This window comes from Variovorax sp. V118 (assembly GCF_041154445.1).
GTDB lineage: Bacteria > Pseudomonadota > Gammaproteobacteria > Burkholderiales > Burkholderiaceae_C > Variovorax > Variovorax boronicumulans.
In genome coordinates, this window is record NZ_AP028663.1 from 1,761,224 (window position 1) to 1,776,902 (window position 15,679).

The 15,679-nt window shown below is 70.2% G+C and carries 13 protein-coding genes; 3 read left to right on the forward strand and 10 right to left on the reverse strand.

Annotated features, from left to right (window positions below):
* Positions 1–22 precede the first annotated feature (22 nt).
* Entirely contained in the window at positions 23–517 is a 495-nt protein-coding gene (locus ACAM52_RS07940) for an Lrp/AsnC family transcriptional regulator (RefSeq protein WP_307693174.1), read from the reverse strand.
* A 65-nt stretch (positions 518–582) separates the two neighbouring features.
* Here ACAM52_RS07940 and ilvB point away from each other — a divergent pair, with 65 nt between their 5' ends.
* Positions 583–2,373 (forward strand): biosynthetic-type acetolactate synthase large subunit, encoded by a 1,791-nt coding sequence (ilvB, locus tag ACAM52_RS07945; RefSeq protein WP_369646655.1) that lies wholly within the window; start codon positions 583–585, stop codon positions 2,371–2,373.
* Positions 2,374–2,398: 25 nt separating this feature from the next.
* Here ilvB and ACAM52_RS07950 read toward each other — a convergent pair whose 3' ends face one another.
* From ACAM52_RS07950 to ACAM52_RS07990, 9 genes are read right to left on the reverse strand one after another with little or no spacing between them, the layout of a single operon-like run.
* Complete coding sequence (locus tag ACAM52_RS07950) at positions 2,399–4,120, reverse strand: hypothetical protein (protein WP_369646656.1); 1,722 nt, start codon at positions 4,118–4,120, stop codon at positions 2,399–2,401.
* Positions 4,121–4,143: 23 nt separating this feature from the next.
* Positions 4,144–4,782, reverse strand: coding sequence for an FMN-binding negative transcriptional regulator (locus ACAM52_RS07955; RefSeq protein ID WP_369646657.1), 639 nt, complete (start codon positions 4,780–4,782; stop codon positions 4,144–4,146).
* A 10-nt stretch (positions 4,783–4,792) separates the two neighbouring features.
* Positions 4,793–5,734, reverse strand: a complete 942-nt coding sequence (locus ACAM52_RS07960; protein WP_369646658.1) for an alpha/beta hydrolase fold domain-containing protein — start codon at positions 5,732–5,734, stop codon at positions 4,793–4,795.
* Entirely contained in the window at positions 5,731–7,392 is a 1,662-nt protein-coding gene (locus tag ACAM52_RS07965) for an ABC transporter ATP-binding protein (RefSeq protein ID WP_369646659.1), read from the reverse strand. Before ACAM52_RS07965 ends, ACAM52_RS07960 begins: the two co-directional genes overlap by 4 nt.
* Positions 7,389–8,204: an ABC transporter permease gene (locus ACAM52_RS07970; protein WP_369646660.1), complete on the reverse strand. Its 816-nt coding sequence runs from the start codon at positions 8,202–8,204 to the stop codon at positions 7,389–7,391. Before ACAM52_RS07970 ends, ACAM52_RS07965 begins: the two co-directional genes overlap by 4 nt.
* On the reverse strand, positions 8,201–9,145 hold the full coding sequence (locus ACAM52_RS07975) for an ABC transporter permease (RefSeq protein ID WP_062473187.1): 945 nt from the start codon (positions 9,143–9,145) through the stop codon (positions 8,201–8,203). The genes ACAM52_RS07970 and ACAM52_RS07975 overlap by 4 nt, the downstream gene beginning before the upstream one ends.
* A gap of 15 nt (positions 9,146–9,160) precedes the next feature.
* The gene (locus tag ACAM52_RS07980; protein WP_369646661.1) at positions 9,161–10,759 is read right to left on the reverse strand and encodes an ABC transporter substrate-binding protein; all 1,599 of its coding nucleotides are present in this window, start codon (positions 10,757–10,759) and stop codon (positions 9,161–9,163) included.
* A gap of 38 nt (positions 10,760–10,797) precedes the next feature.
* Positions 10,798–11,895, reverse strand: coding sequence for a C45 family peptidase (locus ACAM52_RS07985; RefSeq protein WP_095745749.1), 1,098 nt, complete (start codon positions 11,893–11,895; stop codon positions 10,798–10,800).
* Between the two features lie 53 nt (positions 11,896–11,948).
* On the reverse strand, positions 11,949–13,307 hold the full coding sequence (locus ACAM52_RS07990; RefSeq protein ID WP_369646662.1) for an aspartate aminotransferase family protein: 1,359 nt from the start codon (positions 13,305–13,307) through the stop codon (positions 11,949–11,951).
* Positions 13,308–13,471: 164 nt separating this feature from the next.
* Between ACAM52_RS07990 and ACAM52_RS07995 the strand changes: the two genes are divergently transcribed.
* Positions 13,472–14,413, forward strand: a complete 942-nt coding sequence (locus tag ACAM52_RS07995; RefSeq protein ID WP_369646663.1) for an FCD domain-containing protein — start codon at positions 13,472–13,474, stop codon at positions 14,411–14,413.
* 14 nt (positions 14,414–14,427) lie between these two features.
* Positions 14,428–15,666, forward strand: a complete 1,239-nt coding sequence (locus ACAM52_RS08000) for a serine hydrolase domain-containing protein (protein WP_369646664.1) — start codon at positions 14,428–14,430, stop codon at positions 15,664–15,666.
* Positions 15,667–15,679 lie beyond the last annotated feature (13 nt).

Genomic DNA, 15,679 nt, shown 5'->3' on the forward strand with positions numbered 1-15,679 from the left:
TTCATGCGGGCCCGTCGCCTCGTCAGATCAGCGGCACCGTCGCTTCCTTCAGCACCCGCAGCACGAAGTGCGACTTGCTGTGGCGAATGCCGGGGATCTTGTAGAGCTTCTCGCGCAGCAGCCGCTCGTAGTCGCGCGTGTCGCGCACGGCGATGCGGATGTAGTAGTCGTAGTCGCCCGACACCAGGTAGGCCTCCTGGATCTCGGGAATGGTGGCGAGGGTGCGGCCGAAGTCGTACAGGGTTTCGTCGGTGTGGCTCTCGAGGGTGACCTGCACGATGACCGAGTCGTGGTACCCCAGCTTGGCCGGATCGACGTCGACGGTGTAGCGCTTGATGACGCCCGAGGCCTCGAGCTTCTTGATGCGCGTCCAGCAGCTGGTGGGCGACAGGCCGACCTCGTTGCCGATCTCCTGCAGGGTCTTGCGCGAGTCGAGCAGCAGCACCCGCAGGATCGCCAGATCGGTCTTGTCGAAAGATCCTTCGCTGTCTGACGATGTTTGGCGATTGGTTTTCATGTTTCGAGCTTAAACAGCCAAAAGAAAGAAGCAAATTCTGCCTCAATAGCGGAAGAATTGACGGCATGCGACTGCTCGACCTTCCCCCCACATCCTCGCCCTCCCTCTCGCCGGCCCTGCCCGAGACCCCACCCCGCGTGCGCAACGGCGCCGAAGCGCTGCTCGACACGCTGGTCGCGTGCGGCGTCGACACGATCTTCGGCTACCCCGGTGGCGCGGCGCTGCCGCTGTACGACGCGCTGCACGGCGAACCCCGGTTGCGCCATGTGCTGGTGCGCCACGAACAGGCGGCGGTGCATGCGGCCGAGGGCTATGCGCGCAGCACGGGCCGCGTCGGCGTGGTGCTGGTCACGTCGGGGCCGGGCGTGGGCAACACGATCACGGGGCTGCTCGACGCGATGAGCGATTCGGTGCCGGTGCTGTGCATCAGCGGACAGGTGTCGACGGCGGTGATCGGCACGCAGGCTTTCCAGGAAAGCGACGCGCTGGGCATGTCGCGCCCGGTGACCAAGTGGAACCGGCAGGTGCGCGCGGCCGACGACGTGCCCGCGCTGGTGCGCCGCGCACTCGACATCGCCACCACCGGCCGCCCCGGCCCGGTGCTGCTCGACGTGCCGAAGGACATCCAGCTCATGCGCCTCACGCACGGCGCCGCGCCGGCCCCGCTGCGCGCGCTGCGCACAGGCCGCGCGCCGCTGCCGCCGCGGGCGATGCTGCAGCGCGCCGCCGACCTGATCTCGACCGCGCGCCGGCCGGTGCTCTACGGCGGCGGCGGTCTCATCAACTCGGGGCCGGCGGCCTGCGAGGCGTTCACGCAGCTGGTGCACCGGCTGCATGCGCCGTGCACGCTCACGCTGATGGGGCTGGGCGCGTTCCCGGCATCGGACCCGAAGTTCGTCGGCATGCTGGGCATGCACGGCATGCTCGAAGCCAACCTCGCGATGCACGAGGCCGACCTGGTGGTGTGCGTGGGCGCGCGTTTCGACGACCGCGTGACGGGCAAGCTCGACGAGTTCTGCCCGCATGCCCGCAAGATCCACATCGACATCGACCCCGGCAGCATCAACAAGGTGGTGCATGTCGACGTGCCGATGGTGGGCGACTGCGGCGCCATCGTGGAAGCGCTGCTGGGGCTGCTGCCCGAAGCGTTTGCGCCCGAGCGGCTGGCGCCGTGGTGGGCGCGCATCGAGCGCTGGCGCGCCGAAGACTGCCTGGCCTTCACGCCGTCGACGGAAGAGATCCTGCCGCAGCACCTCATGTCGTCGCTGCAGCGGGCCATCGCGGGCCGCGACGCGATCGTCTCGACCGACGTGGGCCAGCACCAGATGTGGGCCGCGCAGTACCTGCGCTTCGACAGCCCGCGCCACTGGCTCACCTCGGGCGGCGCCGGCACCATGGGCTACGGGCTGCCCGCGGCCATCGGCGCGCAGATCGGCCACCCCGACGCGCTCACGGTGTGCGTGAGCGGCGACGCCTCGGTGCTGATGAACATCCAGGAGCTGTCGACGGCCATGCAGCACGGCACTGCGGTGAAGCTGGTGCTGAGCAACAACGGCTACATGGGCATGGTGCGCCAGTGGCAGGAGCTGAACCACGGCAACCGCCTGAGCCACAGCTGGAACGAGGCGCTGCCGGATTTCGTGGCGCTGGCGAAGGCCTTCGGCTGGGGGGCGCGGCGCGTGTCCGATCCGGCGGAGTTGGAAGAGGCGCTGGCCGAATGCCTGGAGAGCAAGGGGCCGTTCTTTCTCGACGTGCAGGTGGCGGCGCAGGAGAACTGCTTCCCGATGATGCCGTCGGGGTGCGGGCACCACCGGGTGATGCTGGCGAAGGACCGGTGGTACGAAGAAGAAAGCTGAGGGCCGGTCCTCGCACTCGCTCACATCACGAGTGCCCGTCCACCCGCATCTGGAACAGGAAGTAGGGCGGAATGCACGCCCCGCGTCCTTCGGGTTGGCCTTCGGCTTGCGCGCAGATGTAGTCCTCACGGCAAGGTTGCTGCGCCGAGCAGCTGCGCAGGTTGCCGGGTCGCGTGTGCTTGCTCAGGCAATCGCCGAAGGGTTGCTTGGCCGCCAGGCACTGGTTGAAGTCGCTGAGGATGGCGATGCCGCCGCAGGTGCCGTTCGGGTCTTTCGGATCGCAGCGGCCCGAGCACATGCCGCCGGGGAAGCCGACCGAGGTTTTCTCGCAGACCGAATCCGCGCCTTCGCACGTCGTGGCGGCGGTGCGCGGCAGCTTCTGCGCGCGGTCGCGCCACGGGTCGGCCGAGACGGTGATTCGCGTGGGCTCGCAGCTGGCGCCGACGGTGGCTTTGTCGGGCAAGGCGTTCGCATCGTCCGGCGAGGCCAGCGGGCGGAACGGGTCGGGCACGGGCGTCGTCAACGCGGCCTTCACATAGCGTTCGCGTCGCGCCAACTCATCCTGCAAGTGCGGCGAGTGCGGCAGCGCGAGCGCGTTGCCGGTCGTGAAGGTGCGCGAGGCGCCGCGCCGGTCCACGCCCAACAGGTGAAAGCCCGCGACCGCGCGGCTCTGGTGGCAGCCGGCGCAGCTCAGGTCGTCGAGACGGCGCAGCACGGCCTGCGGTGACTGCAGCGTGCGGCTGCCGGGCACGGGCTGCCAGTCGCCGGGCGCGAACAGTTGCTCGAAGGAACGGTTCGCCAGGCGCTCGAGGCCGCGCGGCGCCACGGAGACCGACTCGGTCGCCAGGAAGCGATCAGGGATGCGCACGGTGGCGCTGTCGAGCGCGCGCAGCGTGTCGGGCTGCTGCAGCCATTGCAGCAGCGCCTTGCGCAGCGGGGCGTCGGCCTTGAGCTTCGCGATGTCGGGCGTGTTCTCGAGCGGGCCAGCGTCGAAGCGCTGCGTGCCCGCGTTCCAGCGGAAGGCGCGCAGCAGGTATTCGGCATGGCCGCCGAGGTCGGGACGCACGGCCGAGGGCCAGCGCACGCTCTGCAGGTTGGTCGTCACCTGCGCGATGCGGGCCTGCGCGAGCCGCGGCGGCGCGAGCGGGCCGTCGGCCGATACGAGCCAGCGGCCGAGGGCCTCGTCTTTCATCGACGCCTGTGGTGGCTGCCAACGCCGCGCCGCGCTGGCGCAGCTGCCGTCGGCATCGGGCGCATCGCCGCGCAGCTCGACGGCGACGGTCATCGGCAGGCGCGACTGCATTGCGGCCGAGCGGTAGGCGAGCCGGTACACGAGCCGCGTCTCGCCGCAGGCGCCGGGCTGGAAGGGGCGGCGGTCCATGCGGTTGGCCACGCCGACCAGCTCGAAGAAGGTGTCGGGGCTGGCGAGCCAGCGTGCGTCGAAGATCCGGTGCGGGTAGCGCGCAATGCCGACACCGGCCTGCGGGTCGCGGCGCTGCAGGGCGGCGAGGCTGGTCTTCAGCGGGTCGGCGATCGACTGCCACGCCGGCGAGCGTGCGAGTGCCTGGTTGGTGGCGATGCCGCTGGCGGCAGAGGGCACGTCGAACCAGCGGTTGAAACCGGCGCCGGCTTTCTCGGCGGCCTGCAGCGCGACGGGCGAGGTGACGAGCAGTACCGGGTCGGCCGCGTGGGCGAGGGAGGACGCGAGCGCGAGGCCGGCGGTCAGAAGGTGAAGTAGGCGTGGCACGCGGACGATTGTGCCGCCGCGATTCAGCCCGCCACCGTCAACGCCATCTGCTGCCGCATGAGCCCCGCCACGGCCACGCCCTGCGGATCGCCCAGCCGCTCCAGCGCGGCGATCACGCCCTTGCGGTCGTCTTCCGACCGGTCCTGGTTGAGCTTGAACTTGCCTTCGAGCACGCGCACCGGAATCTCGACCGCCGCGATCATGTCCAGGCGCGGCGCCACGAAGTCGAAGGGCATGGCGTCGAAGTCCCAGTTGCCGCCCAGTGGCGTGTCGTAGAGCGCGACGGTGCGGCGCAGCACGGCATGGATGGCCATGCGCTCCTCGATCACGCGGGGCGTGCCGCGCGCGTGGATCGCGGTGTAGTTCCAGGTCGGGAAGGTGCTCTGCTTCACGTACCAACTGGGCGTGACGAAGGCGTGCGGCCCCCGGAAGATGGCGAGCACCTCGGCGCCCGCGCGCAGCTCGTCGAACTGCGGGTTCTTCTTCGACAGGTGCGTGGTGAGCAGGCCGGGGCCGTCGTCCTGCGCGTCGAGCAGGAAGGGCAGGTGCGTGGCGCTGGCACCGGAGGCCCCCACGGTGATGAGCGTGCCGAAGCTCCACGCGCGGATGCCGGCGTGCAGCGTCGCGAGGTCGTCTTCGATGTACGGCTTGGGCGTGTACATGGCGAGGGCTTCAGCGCGCGGCCAGCGCGTGCATCCAGTGCGCGGCGTCGTCGAAGGCGCGGCCCGCCACGTCGGCGATGGACACGGCTTCGAGAAAGCCGTGGATGGTGCCGGGGTAGAGCACGTCGGTCACGGCCACGCCGGCTTCGCGCAGCCGCGCGGCCATGAGCACGCTGTCGTCGTGCAGCGGGTCGCACTCGGTGATCGCGAGGCACGCGGGCGGCAGGCCCTCGAGCCGCGCCGTGAGGCTGGCCAGGCGCGGGTCGCGAGAGTCTTCGGGCCGGCGCAGGTACAGGCCGTAGAACCACACCATCATGTGCAGCGACAGGCCGTACTCGCCCGCGCCGTAGCGCACCACCGATTCGCGGTACAGCTCGGTGCTGTAGGCGCCGTAGTTCAGCAGCATGCCCAGCGGCAGCGCTTCGCCCGAGTCGCCGCCGATGAGGAGCTGCGCGGGGTCGATGTCGAGCGCGCCCGCGTTCGCCGCGAGCCAGCGCATCACGTCGACGCATTCGTCGTGTGGCTGCGGAAACTGCGCCTCGGGCGCCCGCGTGTAGTCGATGCCGACGACGGCGAAGCCCGCGCGGCCTGCGTACTCGCGCATCACGCGGTCGTGGGTGTCGAGGCTGAACAGTACGAAGCCGCCGCCGTGGATGTAGACCAGCGCGCCCTGCAGCTGGCGGTTCTTCGGGTAGTGCACGCGGATGCGCACGTTGCCGTGGCGCGTGGGCACCTGCTGTTCGACCGTGCGTGCCATCGTCGGGCCGCCTTCGGTCCACGGCGCGCGCACCTTCTCGGCGTTGGCGCGGCCTTCGGCGATCGGGATGGTGTGGCGCTTCGGGTAGCGGCCGCCCTCGGCCGCCATGAGGCGCATGAACTCGACGATCTGCGGATCGAGCGGGGGCGGGGCGGTGGGGTTCAGCCAGGTGGCGGGCAAGGGGTTGGCAGTCACGCAAACACTTTCTCGGGAGGGCGGGAGACAGATTCGGCCAACGATGCGAGCGGCCGAGGCGTGGCCGCCAGCAGCGCCTGCGTGTAGGCATGGCTCGGCCGGTCGAACACGGCGTCGCGCGGGCCTTGCTCGACGATGCGGCCGCGCTCCATCACGACGACGCGGTCGGCGATCTGCTCGACGGCCGCGAGGTCGTGGCTGATGAACAGGCACGCAAAGCCGTGGTGCGCCTGCAGGCTCTGGAACAGGCGCAGCACCTGCGCCTGGATGGTCATGTCGAGCGCGGACACGGGCTCGTCGGCCACCACGAAGGCGGGCCGGCGCACCAGCGCGCGCGCAATCGCCACGCGCTGGCGCTGGCCGCCCGAGAGCTCGTGCGGGTAGCGCGCGCCCAGGCCGTCCAGGCCGACTTCATCGAGCGTTTCGTGCACGCGCTTCACGCGCGCGGCGGCATCGAGCGCGGGCAGGTGGCGCAGCGGCTCGGCCACGATCTCCTGCACGCGCATGCGCGGGTCGAGCGACGAGAACGGGTCCTGGAACACCAGCTGGCAGGCGAGCCGGAAGCGGTGCAGCGCGGCGCGGTCGGCGCTGCGCACGTCGTCGCCGCGAAACAGGATCTGCCCCGCGTGCGACGGCGCGAGCCGCAGGATGGCGCGGCCCAGCGTGGTCTTGCCCGAGCCGCTGCCGCCCACCAGCGCGACCATCTCGCCGGGGTGGATGTCCAGGTCGAGCCGGTCGATGACCTGCACCGGCGCATGGCGCTTGAAGAAGCCGGCGCGCGGGCCAGGGTAGCTCACGCACAGGCCGCGCACCTGCACCAGCGGCTGCTGCGCCGCCGCCGGGGCCGGCTTCGCGGCCTGGCGGCGCGGCAGGGCGTCGACCAGCTTGCGGGTGTAGGGCTGCTTCGGGTCGACGAGGATGGCGGGCACGTCGCCCGTCTCCACGAGCTTGCCCTTTTCCAGCACGATGGCGCGCTGCGCATAGCGCCCGACCAGCCCGAGGTTGTGCGTGATGAGCAGCACGGCCGTGCCCTGGTCCTTCGCGAGGCCGACCATCAGGTCGAGCACTTCGCGCTGGCTCAGCGTGTCGAGCGCGGTGGTCGGCTCGTCGGCGATCAGCAGGCGCGGCTGGAGCAGCATCACGCTGGCCAGCATGATGCGCTGGCGCATGCCGCCCGAAAACTCGTGCGGGTAGGCGTGCAGGCAGCGCTCGGGGTCGGCGATCTGCACGCGGCGCAGCATGTCGAGGCAGCGCGCGCGGATTTCGGCGGCCGACAGCTTCGTGTGCATGCGCAGGCCCTCGGCCATCTGCTCGCCGATGCGGTGCACCGGGTTGAGCGAGACCATCGGCTCCTGGAACACCATGCCGATGCCGGGCCCGCGGATGGGGCGCATGGCTTTCACGTCGCGTGTGCTCAGGTCTTCGCCGTCGAACACGATCTGCCCGCCGCTTTGCGCAATGCCGGGCGGCAGCAGCTGCAGGATGGCGCGCGCGGCCATGGTCTTGCCGCTGCCCGATTCGCCCACCACGGCAAGGAACTCGCCGGGGCGCACGTCGAACGAGAGGTCGTGCACCAGCGTCTGGGCGCCGCCGTGCAGGTCGATCTTCAGGTGCCGCACGGAAAGCACGGGCGCCGAGGAAGAAGAGGGATGGGTCATGACTTCTCCGTGCGCGGGTCGAGCCGGTCGCGCAGCGATTCGCCCAGGAGGTTGATGCCCAGCAGCGTGAGCGCGATGCACAGGCCCGGCACCAGGCACAGCCACACGGCCGAGGCCATGTAGGGGCGTGCGCTGGAGAGCATGTTGCCCCAGGTGGGCGCGGGCGGCGGCACGCCCAGGCCGAGGAAGCTCAGGGCGCTTTCCGACAGCAGCACCCAGCCGAACATGCTGGTGGCCAGCACGGCGACGGGCGCCACGCAGTTGGGCAGGATGTGGCGCCACATGGTGTAGATCTCGCCGTTGCCGATCATGCGCGAGGCCTCGACGTACTCGCGCTCGCGCAGCGACAGCACGGTGCCGCGCACCACGCGCACCACCGAGGGCGCGTAGGCCATGCTCAGCGCGAGCACGATGCCCCACTGGTTGGCGCCCACGATCACCATCACGCCCAGCGCCAGCAGCAGGCCCGGAAAGGCCAGCAGCGTGTCGTTGAAGGCCATGAGCACGCGGTCGGTCCAGCCGCGCACGAAGCCGGCGAGCACGCCCACCACGAGGCCGACGGCGGTGGCCAGCGCCACCGTGAGCAGCGCGATGAGGCAGCTGGTGGAGGCCGCGCGCATGGCGCGGCTGGCCACGTCGCGCCCGAACTCGTCGGTGCCCAGCCAGTGCGCCATCGACGGCGGCTGCAGCTTGCCGCGCAGGTCGATGCCCAGCGGGTTGTAGGGTGTCCACAGCGCGGCCACCAGCGCCAGGACCAGCAGCACGCCGATGAGCACGCCGCCCACGAGGGTATGGGTCTTGAGCTTTTTCACTGCACCGACACCCGGGGATCGAAGAGGGGATAGCACATGTCCACGATCAGGTTGATGACCACGTAGATGCAGGCCGTGAACAGCAGGCAGCCCTGCAGCACCGGGTAGTCGCGCGCGAAGATCGAATCGATCATCAGGCGGCCCAGGCCGGGCAGGGTGAACACCGTTTCGAGCACCGCGATGCCGCTCAGCAGGTGGCCCAGGATGAGGCCGATCATGGTGAGCGTGGGGTTGAAGGCGTTGGGCAGCACATGGCGGCGCAGCACCTGCGACTCGGGCACGCCCTTGGCGCGCGCGTGCGTCACGTACTCGAGCCGCAGCACCTCGATGGTGCTGGCGCGCGACATGCGCGTGAGCACGCCGGTCTCGACCAGCACCAGCGTGACGATCGGCAGGATCACGTAGAGCAGGCCCTGCGAGAAGTCTTCCGACATGGGCACGTAGCCCACCACCGGCAGCCAGTGCAGGTACTGGCCGAAGAACATCAACAGCAGCAGGCCGAGCCAGAAGCTCGGCACCGACAGCATCAGCGTGGCCGCGCCGATGATGGCGAGGTCGGTCGGCCGGTCCTTGCGCCAAGCGGCGACGAGGCCGGCGGGCACGGCGATCAGCGAGGCCAGCGCCACGGCGGTGAGCACGATCACGGCGCTCACGTGAAAGCGCTCCCAGATCAGCGGCAGCACGGCCAGGCCGTTGGTGGTCGACACGCCCAGGTCGCCGGTGAGCGCGTGGCGCAGCCACACGACGTACTGGGTGACCAGGGGCTGGTCCAGCCCCATCTGCTGGCGGGCGAGTTCGAGCTGCGCGGGGTCGGCGCCTTCGCCGAGCATGAGCTGCACCGGGTCGCCCGGAATCAGCCGCATGAGCGTGAAGACGGCAATCGACACCAGCAGCAGCGTCGGGACCGTCATGGCGATCCGGCGCAAGAGGTAGGCAAGCATGGCGGCGGCGCCCCGTCAGCCGCGCGCGTCGAGCCGGACGTTCCAGAACCGGGGCTTGGCCGGCGCCCAGCCCTTGAAGCCGGTCACGCTCTTGCGCATGGCGGTGGCGTCGCTGGCGTTGAACAGCACGACCATCGGCACGTCCTGCAGCATCTGCTTGTGCAGCTCGTCGAACAGCACCTGGCGGCGCGCCTTGTCGCGCGAGACCATGCTCTCGGTGAGCCGCGTCTGCGCGGCGGCGCTGTCCCACACCTTGCGCGGCTGCGTGGCCTTGTCGCCGGACACCATCTCGTAGTTGAGCGAGGGGTCGATGCGCGCCGAGTAGATGAAGGCCATGCTCTGGTACTGGCCCTTGGTGTAGCGGTCGAGCTGTGTGGCCCAGTCGAGCACTTCGAGCTCGATGTTGATGCCGGCTTCGGAGGCCATGGCCTGCACCAGCACGGCGGCCGAGTACAGCGCCTCGTAGCGCTTGTTGGCGACGAGCTTGATCGGCTGGCCGCGGTAGCCGGCTTCGGCCAGCAGCTTCTTGGCTCCGGCGATGTCGCGCTTGTAGCCGCCGGCCTGCACGGCGCTGTAGAACGGGCTGGACGAAGGCACCACCGAGTTGTTGACGGCCGACAGGCCCTCGGTGACCGACTTGGCGATCTCGGGCGTGTCCAGCGCCAGTGCCAGCGCGCGGCGGATGCGCGCGTCCTTCAGCAGCGGGTCGGTGGTCTGCAGGAGCAGCGCCACCATGGTCATCACCGGCGTGGTGTCGACGCGCACGTCGCTGCGCCCGCGCATCTCGACCACGTCGGCCGGGCTGGGGCTGATGAAGGCGTCGATGCCGCCGCTGTACAGCGCTGCCTTGGCCGCGGCCGAGTCGGGAATGACGACGAAGCGCAGGTTCTCGATCTCGGCCTTCTTGCCGCCCGTGAGGCCGTCGCGCGCTTCGGGGCGCGAGCTGTAGCCGTCGAAGCGCGTGAGCTCGATGTACTGGCCGCGCTTCCACTCCTTGATCTTGTAGGGGCCGGTGCCCACGGGCTCCTTCCACTGGCCGTCGGCGCCGAGCGAGCTGCGGTGCAGGATGGCGGCGCCGCCGCAGTCGGGGCGCGCCATCATCGTGAGAAACAGCGCGCTCGGGCGCTCGATCTTGAACACCACCGTCTTCGGCGTGGGCGCTTCCACCGCGAGCACCTTGGTCATGCCCTTGCCGTCGAACTCGGGCAGGCAGCGCCAGCCGCTGGTGGGCTTGAGGTAGCGCTGCCAGCTCCACACCACGTCGTCGGCCGTGAGCACCGCGCCGTTCTGGAACTTCACGCCGTCGCGCAGGGTGAAGGTGTAGGTCAGGCCGTCGGCCGAGGTGTCGACTTTGCTCGCGAGCATCGGGCCGACCGAGGTGTCTTCGCGCAGCGCGACCAGGCCTTCGACCACGTGGATGAGCACGTTGTCGGTGTTGTCGTCGCGGTTGCCGCCGGGGTCGGTGGAGCGGATGTCGGAGTTGATCTGGATCCGCATCGTCTGGCCGGCCGGGGCCTGGGCGAAGGCCGCGCTGGCGGCCAGGCCGAGGCCGAGGGCCAGCGCGGCGGCGGAGCGCGCAGCGGGAGGGAGGGACGGGGGCGTGGGCAGGTTCATGGCAACACTCCTGGCGAAAGCTGGGCGGGGCGGGCGGATCAGAGGGAATACTCGGTGAAGCGGTGCGCCTTGAAAGGCGCCGGCGCGATGCGCATCTTTCGTGCCGCCGGGTCCATGACGATGGTCGCCACGGTGGCCGACGAGGCACCGCCGGGGCCCGCGCTCGGGCTGCGGCACACGGCGCGCGGCGCGCCGAAGCGGTCCTGCAATGCGTCGAGCACGTCCTGCTCGGTGAGCAAACCTGCAGCGCGCTTGTTGTGCAGCGCCTCGGTCACGCGGCGGTCGCGGTAGAGCGAATCGGGCGTGGTCTCCAGGCTGCGGTCGACCACGCGCGCCAGCGCCGCCGGGGTCTTGAAGTGGTTGGCGTGCACCAGGATGCCGCCTTCGGGTTGCTGCCAGAACACCTGCTCGGGGCAGGTCTCCAGGCTCACGGCCTCGCCCTCGGCGTGCGTGATGATCATGTTGTTGGAGATCGAGCGCGCGCTGCGGCACACCACGCCCAGCGCGTTGGCGTACAGCGTCGACTGCAGGATGCCGCGGCGGATCAGCGCCAGCGGCACGCCTTGCTGCTTGCCGTCGTTGTCGGCCTTGATGAAGTTGCCGGTGACGGCGATGCCCGCGCTGTTGAGCCCCGCGCGCGCCAGCGTGCCGGCCTCGGCGAAGGTGAGCATGGCCGGGCCTTCGTCCGGCTGGATGCGCAGCACCACGCCGAGTTCGAGGCTTTCGACGCGCCAGTCCCAGTTCTGCGCATGGATGAGCTTGCCGTCGCGCGCGGCCGAGGGCATGACGACCACGCCGGTGCAGCCGTCGGGCGGCTCGGTGGCTTCGAGCTGCTGGAAGGCGTAGAGCATTTCGCTGCGCGCGTTGAGCGCCACGATGTCCTCGGCCGGCACGCCTGCGCCTTCACCCACGCCCTCGATCTCGCGCAGCATGCCGGCGTCGAAGGCCTCGACCATCGGCATGAAGCGGCGCGCCAGCGCGCGCGTGCGCTCCCAGCTCAGGCCCACGCGCTCGAAGGCGGCGCGGTAGGTGCGCAGGCTCAGGTCGATGCGGTCGCCGGCGGCGCGGCCGTACTGGCGCCCGCGCTGCTGCGCGTCGCCTTCGATGTCGTACAGGGGGAACGATTCGATGTCCATGGTGTGTCTTGTCTCCGGGGCTTGTCTTGTGTGTGCGATGCGGCCTGAGGTGCTCAGGCTGCCGTGTCGGTGGCTTGTGCGGTCTGCGCGATGGCGGCGCGCAGGCTGTCGATGATCTGGTCGATGTGCCGGCGCTCCAGCGTGAACGGCGGCGACAGCGCAATGGTGTCGCCCACCGAGCGCACCAGCACGCCGCTTTCGTCCAGGCAATGTTGCGCCACCGCCTGCGCGTGCGTGCCGGGGCCCGAGGCCCAGCCTTGCAGCTCGATGCCGGCCAGCAGGCCGACGTTGCGCACGTCGATCACGCCCGGCAGGCCGCGCAGGCTGTGCAGGCCGTCTTCGAAGTAGGGCGACAGCTCGGCGGCGCGGGCGATCAGGCCGTCTTCGGTGTAGGCGTCGAGCGTGGCCATGGCGGCGGCGCAGGCCAGCGGATGGCCCGAGTAGGTGTAGCCGTGCGAGAGCTCGACCGCGCTCACGCTGCCGTGCATGAAGGCGTCGTGCACCGCGCCGCGCATGAGCACGGCGCCCATCGGCACGGCGCCGTTGGTCAGGCCCTTGGCGGTGGTGATGAGGTCGGGCGTCACGCCGAACAGGTCGGACGCGAAGTTGCGGCCCACGCGCCCGAAGCCGGTGATGACCTCGTCGAAGATCAGCAGGATGCTGTGCCTGTCGCAGATCTCGCGCAGGCGCTTGAGGTAGCCGCGCGGCGGCGGCAGCACGCCGGTGGAGCCGGCCACGGGCTCGACGATCACGGCAGCGATGGTCGAGGCGTCGTGCAGCGAGACCAGCGCTTCGAGCGCGTCGGCCTTGTCGATGCCGTGCGGCGGTTCGCCGCGCGAGAAGGCGTTGCGCGCCAGGTCGAGCGTGTGCGGCAGGTGGTCCACGCCGTTGAGCAGCGGCCCGAAGGTGCTGCGCTGGCGCCCGATGCCGCCCACCGAGATGCCGCCGAAGCCCACGCCGTGGTACGAGCGCTCGCGCCCGATGAGCCGGTAGCGGCCCGCGTCGCCGCGCGCCCGGTGGTAGGCCACTGCGATCTTCAGCGCGGTGTCGACCGACTCCGAGCCCGAGTTGGTGAAGAACACGTGGTCCATGCCGGCCGGCGCCATCTGCGTGAGGCGCTGCGCCAGCGTGAAGGCGGCGGGGTGGCCGATCTGGAAGTTGGAGGCGTAGTCGAGCACGTCGATCTGCGCTTTCATCGCCGCGCTGACCCGCGGGTTGCGGTGCCCGGCGTTCACGCACCACAGGCCGGCGATGGCGTCGAGCACGCGGCGGCCGTCGGCCAGGTCGTAGTGCAGGCCCTCGCTGCCGACGATGAGGCGCGGCGCTTGCTTGAACTTGCGGTTGGGCGTGAAGGGCATCCAGAACGCGTCGAGCGAACCGGGTGGCGTTGTCAGGGTATCGGCGGAAGCCACGGTGTTTTTCTCCTTGGGAAACGACCCGTCGTCCGGGTCGGCGTGGGGCCGATCTTGAAATCCAAATTGTATTTTTGGCGCGAGATGTACATGGTTTTTTGGGGCCAAAAATACAAAAGACCCGCGATGATCGGCACCCAGCCCGTGTTTCCGGAGACCCATGGATGGCCCCGCAGCAGCAGACGCAGATGGACAACAAGTCGGTCCCGCCGCTCACCCAGCGCGTGAGCCGCTACATCCTCGACCAGGCCCTGGCCGGCGGCTACGAGAACGGCCGCCACATGACCGAGACCGACCTCGCGGGCCGGCTTGGCATTTCGCGCACGCCGGTGCGCGCCGCGCTGCGCCTCTTGCACGAGCGTGCGCTGCTGGCGCACGTGCCCAACCGCGGCTACACGCTGGTGGCCGACCGCGAGGCGCTCGACCGCGCACGCCGCGAGATGCCGGAAGACGAGGAGAAGACGCTCTATTACCGCGTGCTGCGCGACCGCCTCGCGGGCAAGCTGCCGACGCGCGTCAACGAACTCGAACTGGCCCAGACCTACGGCGTGCCGCGCCCGCTGCTGCGCAACGTGATGACCACGCTGCTGCAGGACGGCGTGCTGCGCGGTCGCCACTACCAGCGCTGGGAGTTCACCGAAACCCTCGACTCGGTCGAGAGCGAGCGCGAGAGCTACCGCTTCCGGCTGGTGGTGGAATGCGCGGCGCTGCGCGAGCCGGGCTTCACCGTCGAGCACGAGCGGCTGCTCGCCTGCCGCGAACAGCAGCAGACCTTGCTCACGCACGCCTCGCGCCATTCGTGGATGGAGTTCTTCGAGGCCAACGCGCAGTTCCACGAGCTGCTGGCCAGTGCGTCGGGCAACCGCTTCATCCTCGATGCGGTGAAACAGCAGAACCGGCTGCGCCGCATCTCCGATCTGTCGGACTACCCGCTCGTGAACATCGACCTGCTGCGCAAGTCGTGTCGCGAGCATTTGCAGATCCTCGACGCGGTCGAGGAGAACAAGCTCGAAGTCGCCGCAAAGCACATGCACGCCCACCTGAGCCGTGCCAGCGACATCCTGGAGCGCCGCGTGATGGGCGACCTCGATGCGCTCGGCGAATGAGCCACCGCACCCTTATGACCACCCAAGAAACGACGGCTCCCGATGCCGCGCTGGCCGACGGCTGGCGCGATGGTTTTCCCACGGCCGGCACCGCGGTGCAGCGCCCGCGCGAACGCCCGATCTTCCAGGCGCCTGAGAACCGCTGGGCCTTCTCGCACCTGCGCGAGCTGCAGCCGACGCGCAACGTGTCGCGCGGCACTGGCCCGGTGTCGGTGCTGCCGCGCGCCGAGCGGCCCGAGCTCGACACGCTGGCCTTCACCTTGCCCGCCGACGGTTCGCGCACCGACTGGCACAGCGCGCTCACAACGATCTGCGCTGACGGCGCGGTGGTGCTGCACCGCGGGCGCATCGTGTACGAGCGCTACTTCGGTGCGCTCGACGAGCACGGGCTGCACATGGCGATGTCGGTCACCAAGTCGGTCGTCGGCACGGTCGGCGCGATGCTCGCGGCCGAGGGCGCGCTCGATGAGCATGCGCAGGTGCGGCACTACATCCCCGAGCTGGCGGTCAGCGCCTTCGGCCACGCCACCGTGCGCCAGGTGATGGACATGACGACGGGCATCGACTACTCGGAGGACTACACCGACCCCGACGCGGGCGTGTGGAAGCACGCACGCGCCGGCCAGCTGTTGCCGCGTCCTGCGGGCTACGCGGGTGCCGAGGGCTACCGCCAGTTCTTGCAGACCGTGCAGGGGCAGGGCACGCACGGCGAGGCCTTTGCCTACCGCACCGTCAACACCGACGTGCTGGGCTGGCTCATCAGCCGCGTGGCAGGGCAGCCGCTGGCACGGGTGTTGAGTGAGCGCATCTGGTCGCGCCTGGGCGCCGAGCAGGACGCGGCCTTTGCCGTGGACGGGCAAGGCGCCGAGTTCGCGGGCGGCGGCCTGTGCACCGGCCTGCGCGACCTGGCGCGGCTGGGCGAGATGATGCGGCTGGGCGGCGCCTTCAACGGCGCGCAGATCGTGCCCGAGGCCGTGGTGGCCGACATCCGCCGCGGCGCCGATCCGGCGCGCTTCGCACTCGCGGGCTACACGCGGCTGGCCGGCTGGAGCTACAGAAACATGTGGTGGGTGGCGCATGACGCGCGCCGCACCTTCACTGCGCAAGGCATCCACGGCCAGGCGCTGCACATCGACCCCGAGGCCGAGATGGTGGTGGCGCGCTTCGCCTCGCACCCGCTGGCCGCCAACGCGCACCTGCCGACCTCGATGCACGCCTTTCGCGCGCTGGCCGAGCACCTGATGCGCGGCTGATTTCCGTCTCTTC

Coding starts and splice junctions, on each gene's coding strand:
- ACAM52_RS07940 (WP_307693174.1), bottom strand. CDS start 517: ATGAAAACCAATCGCCAAACATCGTCAGACAGCGAAGGATCTTTCGAC.
- ilvB (WP_369646655.1), top strand. CDS start 583: ATGCGACTGCTCGACCTTCCCCCCACATCCTCGCCCTCCCTCTCGCCG.
- ACAM52_RS07955 (WP_369646657.1), bottom strand. CDS start 4,782: ATGTACACGCCCAAGCCGTACATCGAAGACGACCTCGCGACGCTGCAC.
- ACAM52_RS07965 (WP_369646659.1), bottom strand. CDS start 7,392: ATGACCCATCCCTCTTCTTCCTCGGCGCCCGTGCTTTCCGTGCGGCAC.
- ACAM52_RS07975 (WP_062473187.1), bottom strand. CDS start 9,145: ATGCTTGCCTACCTCTTGCGCCGGATCGCCATGACGGTCCCGACGCTG.
- ACAM52_RS07980 (WP_369646661.1), bottom strand. CDS start 10,759: ATGAACCTGCCCACGCCCCCGTCCCTCCCTCCCGCTGCGCGCTCCGCC.
- ACAM52_RS07985 (WP_095745749.1), bottom strand. CDS start 11,895: ATGGACATCGAATCGTTCCCCCTGTACGACATCGAAGGCGACGCGCAG.
- ACAM52_RS07995 (WP_369646663.1), top strand. CDS start 13,472: ATGGCCCCGCAGCAGCAGACGCAGATGGACAACAAGTCGGTCCCGCCG.
- ACAM52_RS08000 (WP_369646664.1), top strand. CDS start 14,428: ATGACCACCCAAGAAACGACGGCTCCCGATGCCGCGCTGGCCGACGGC.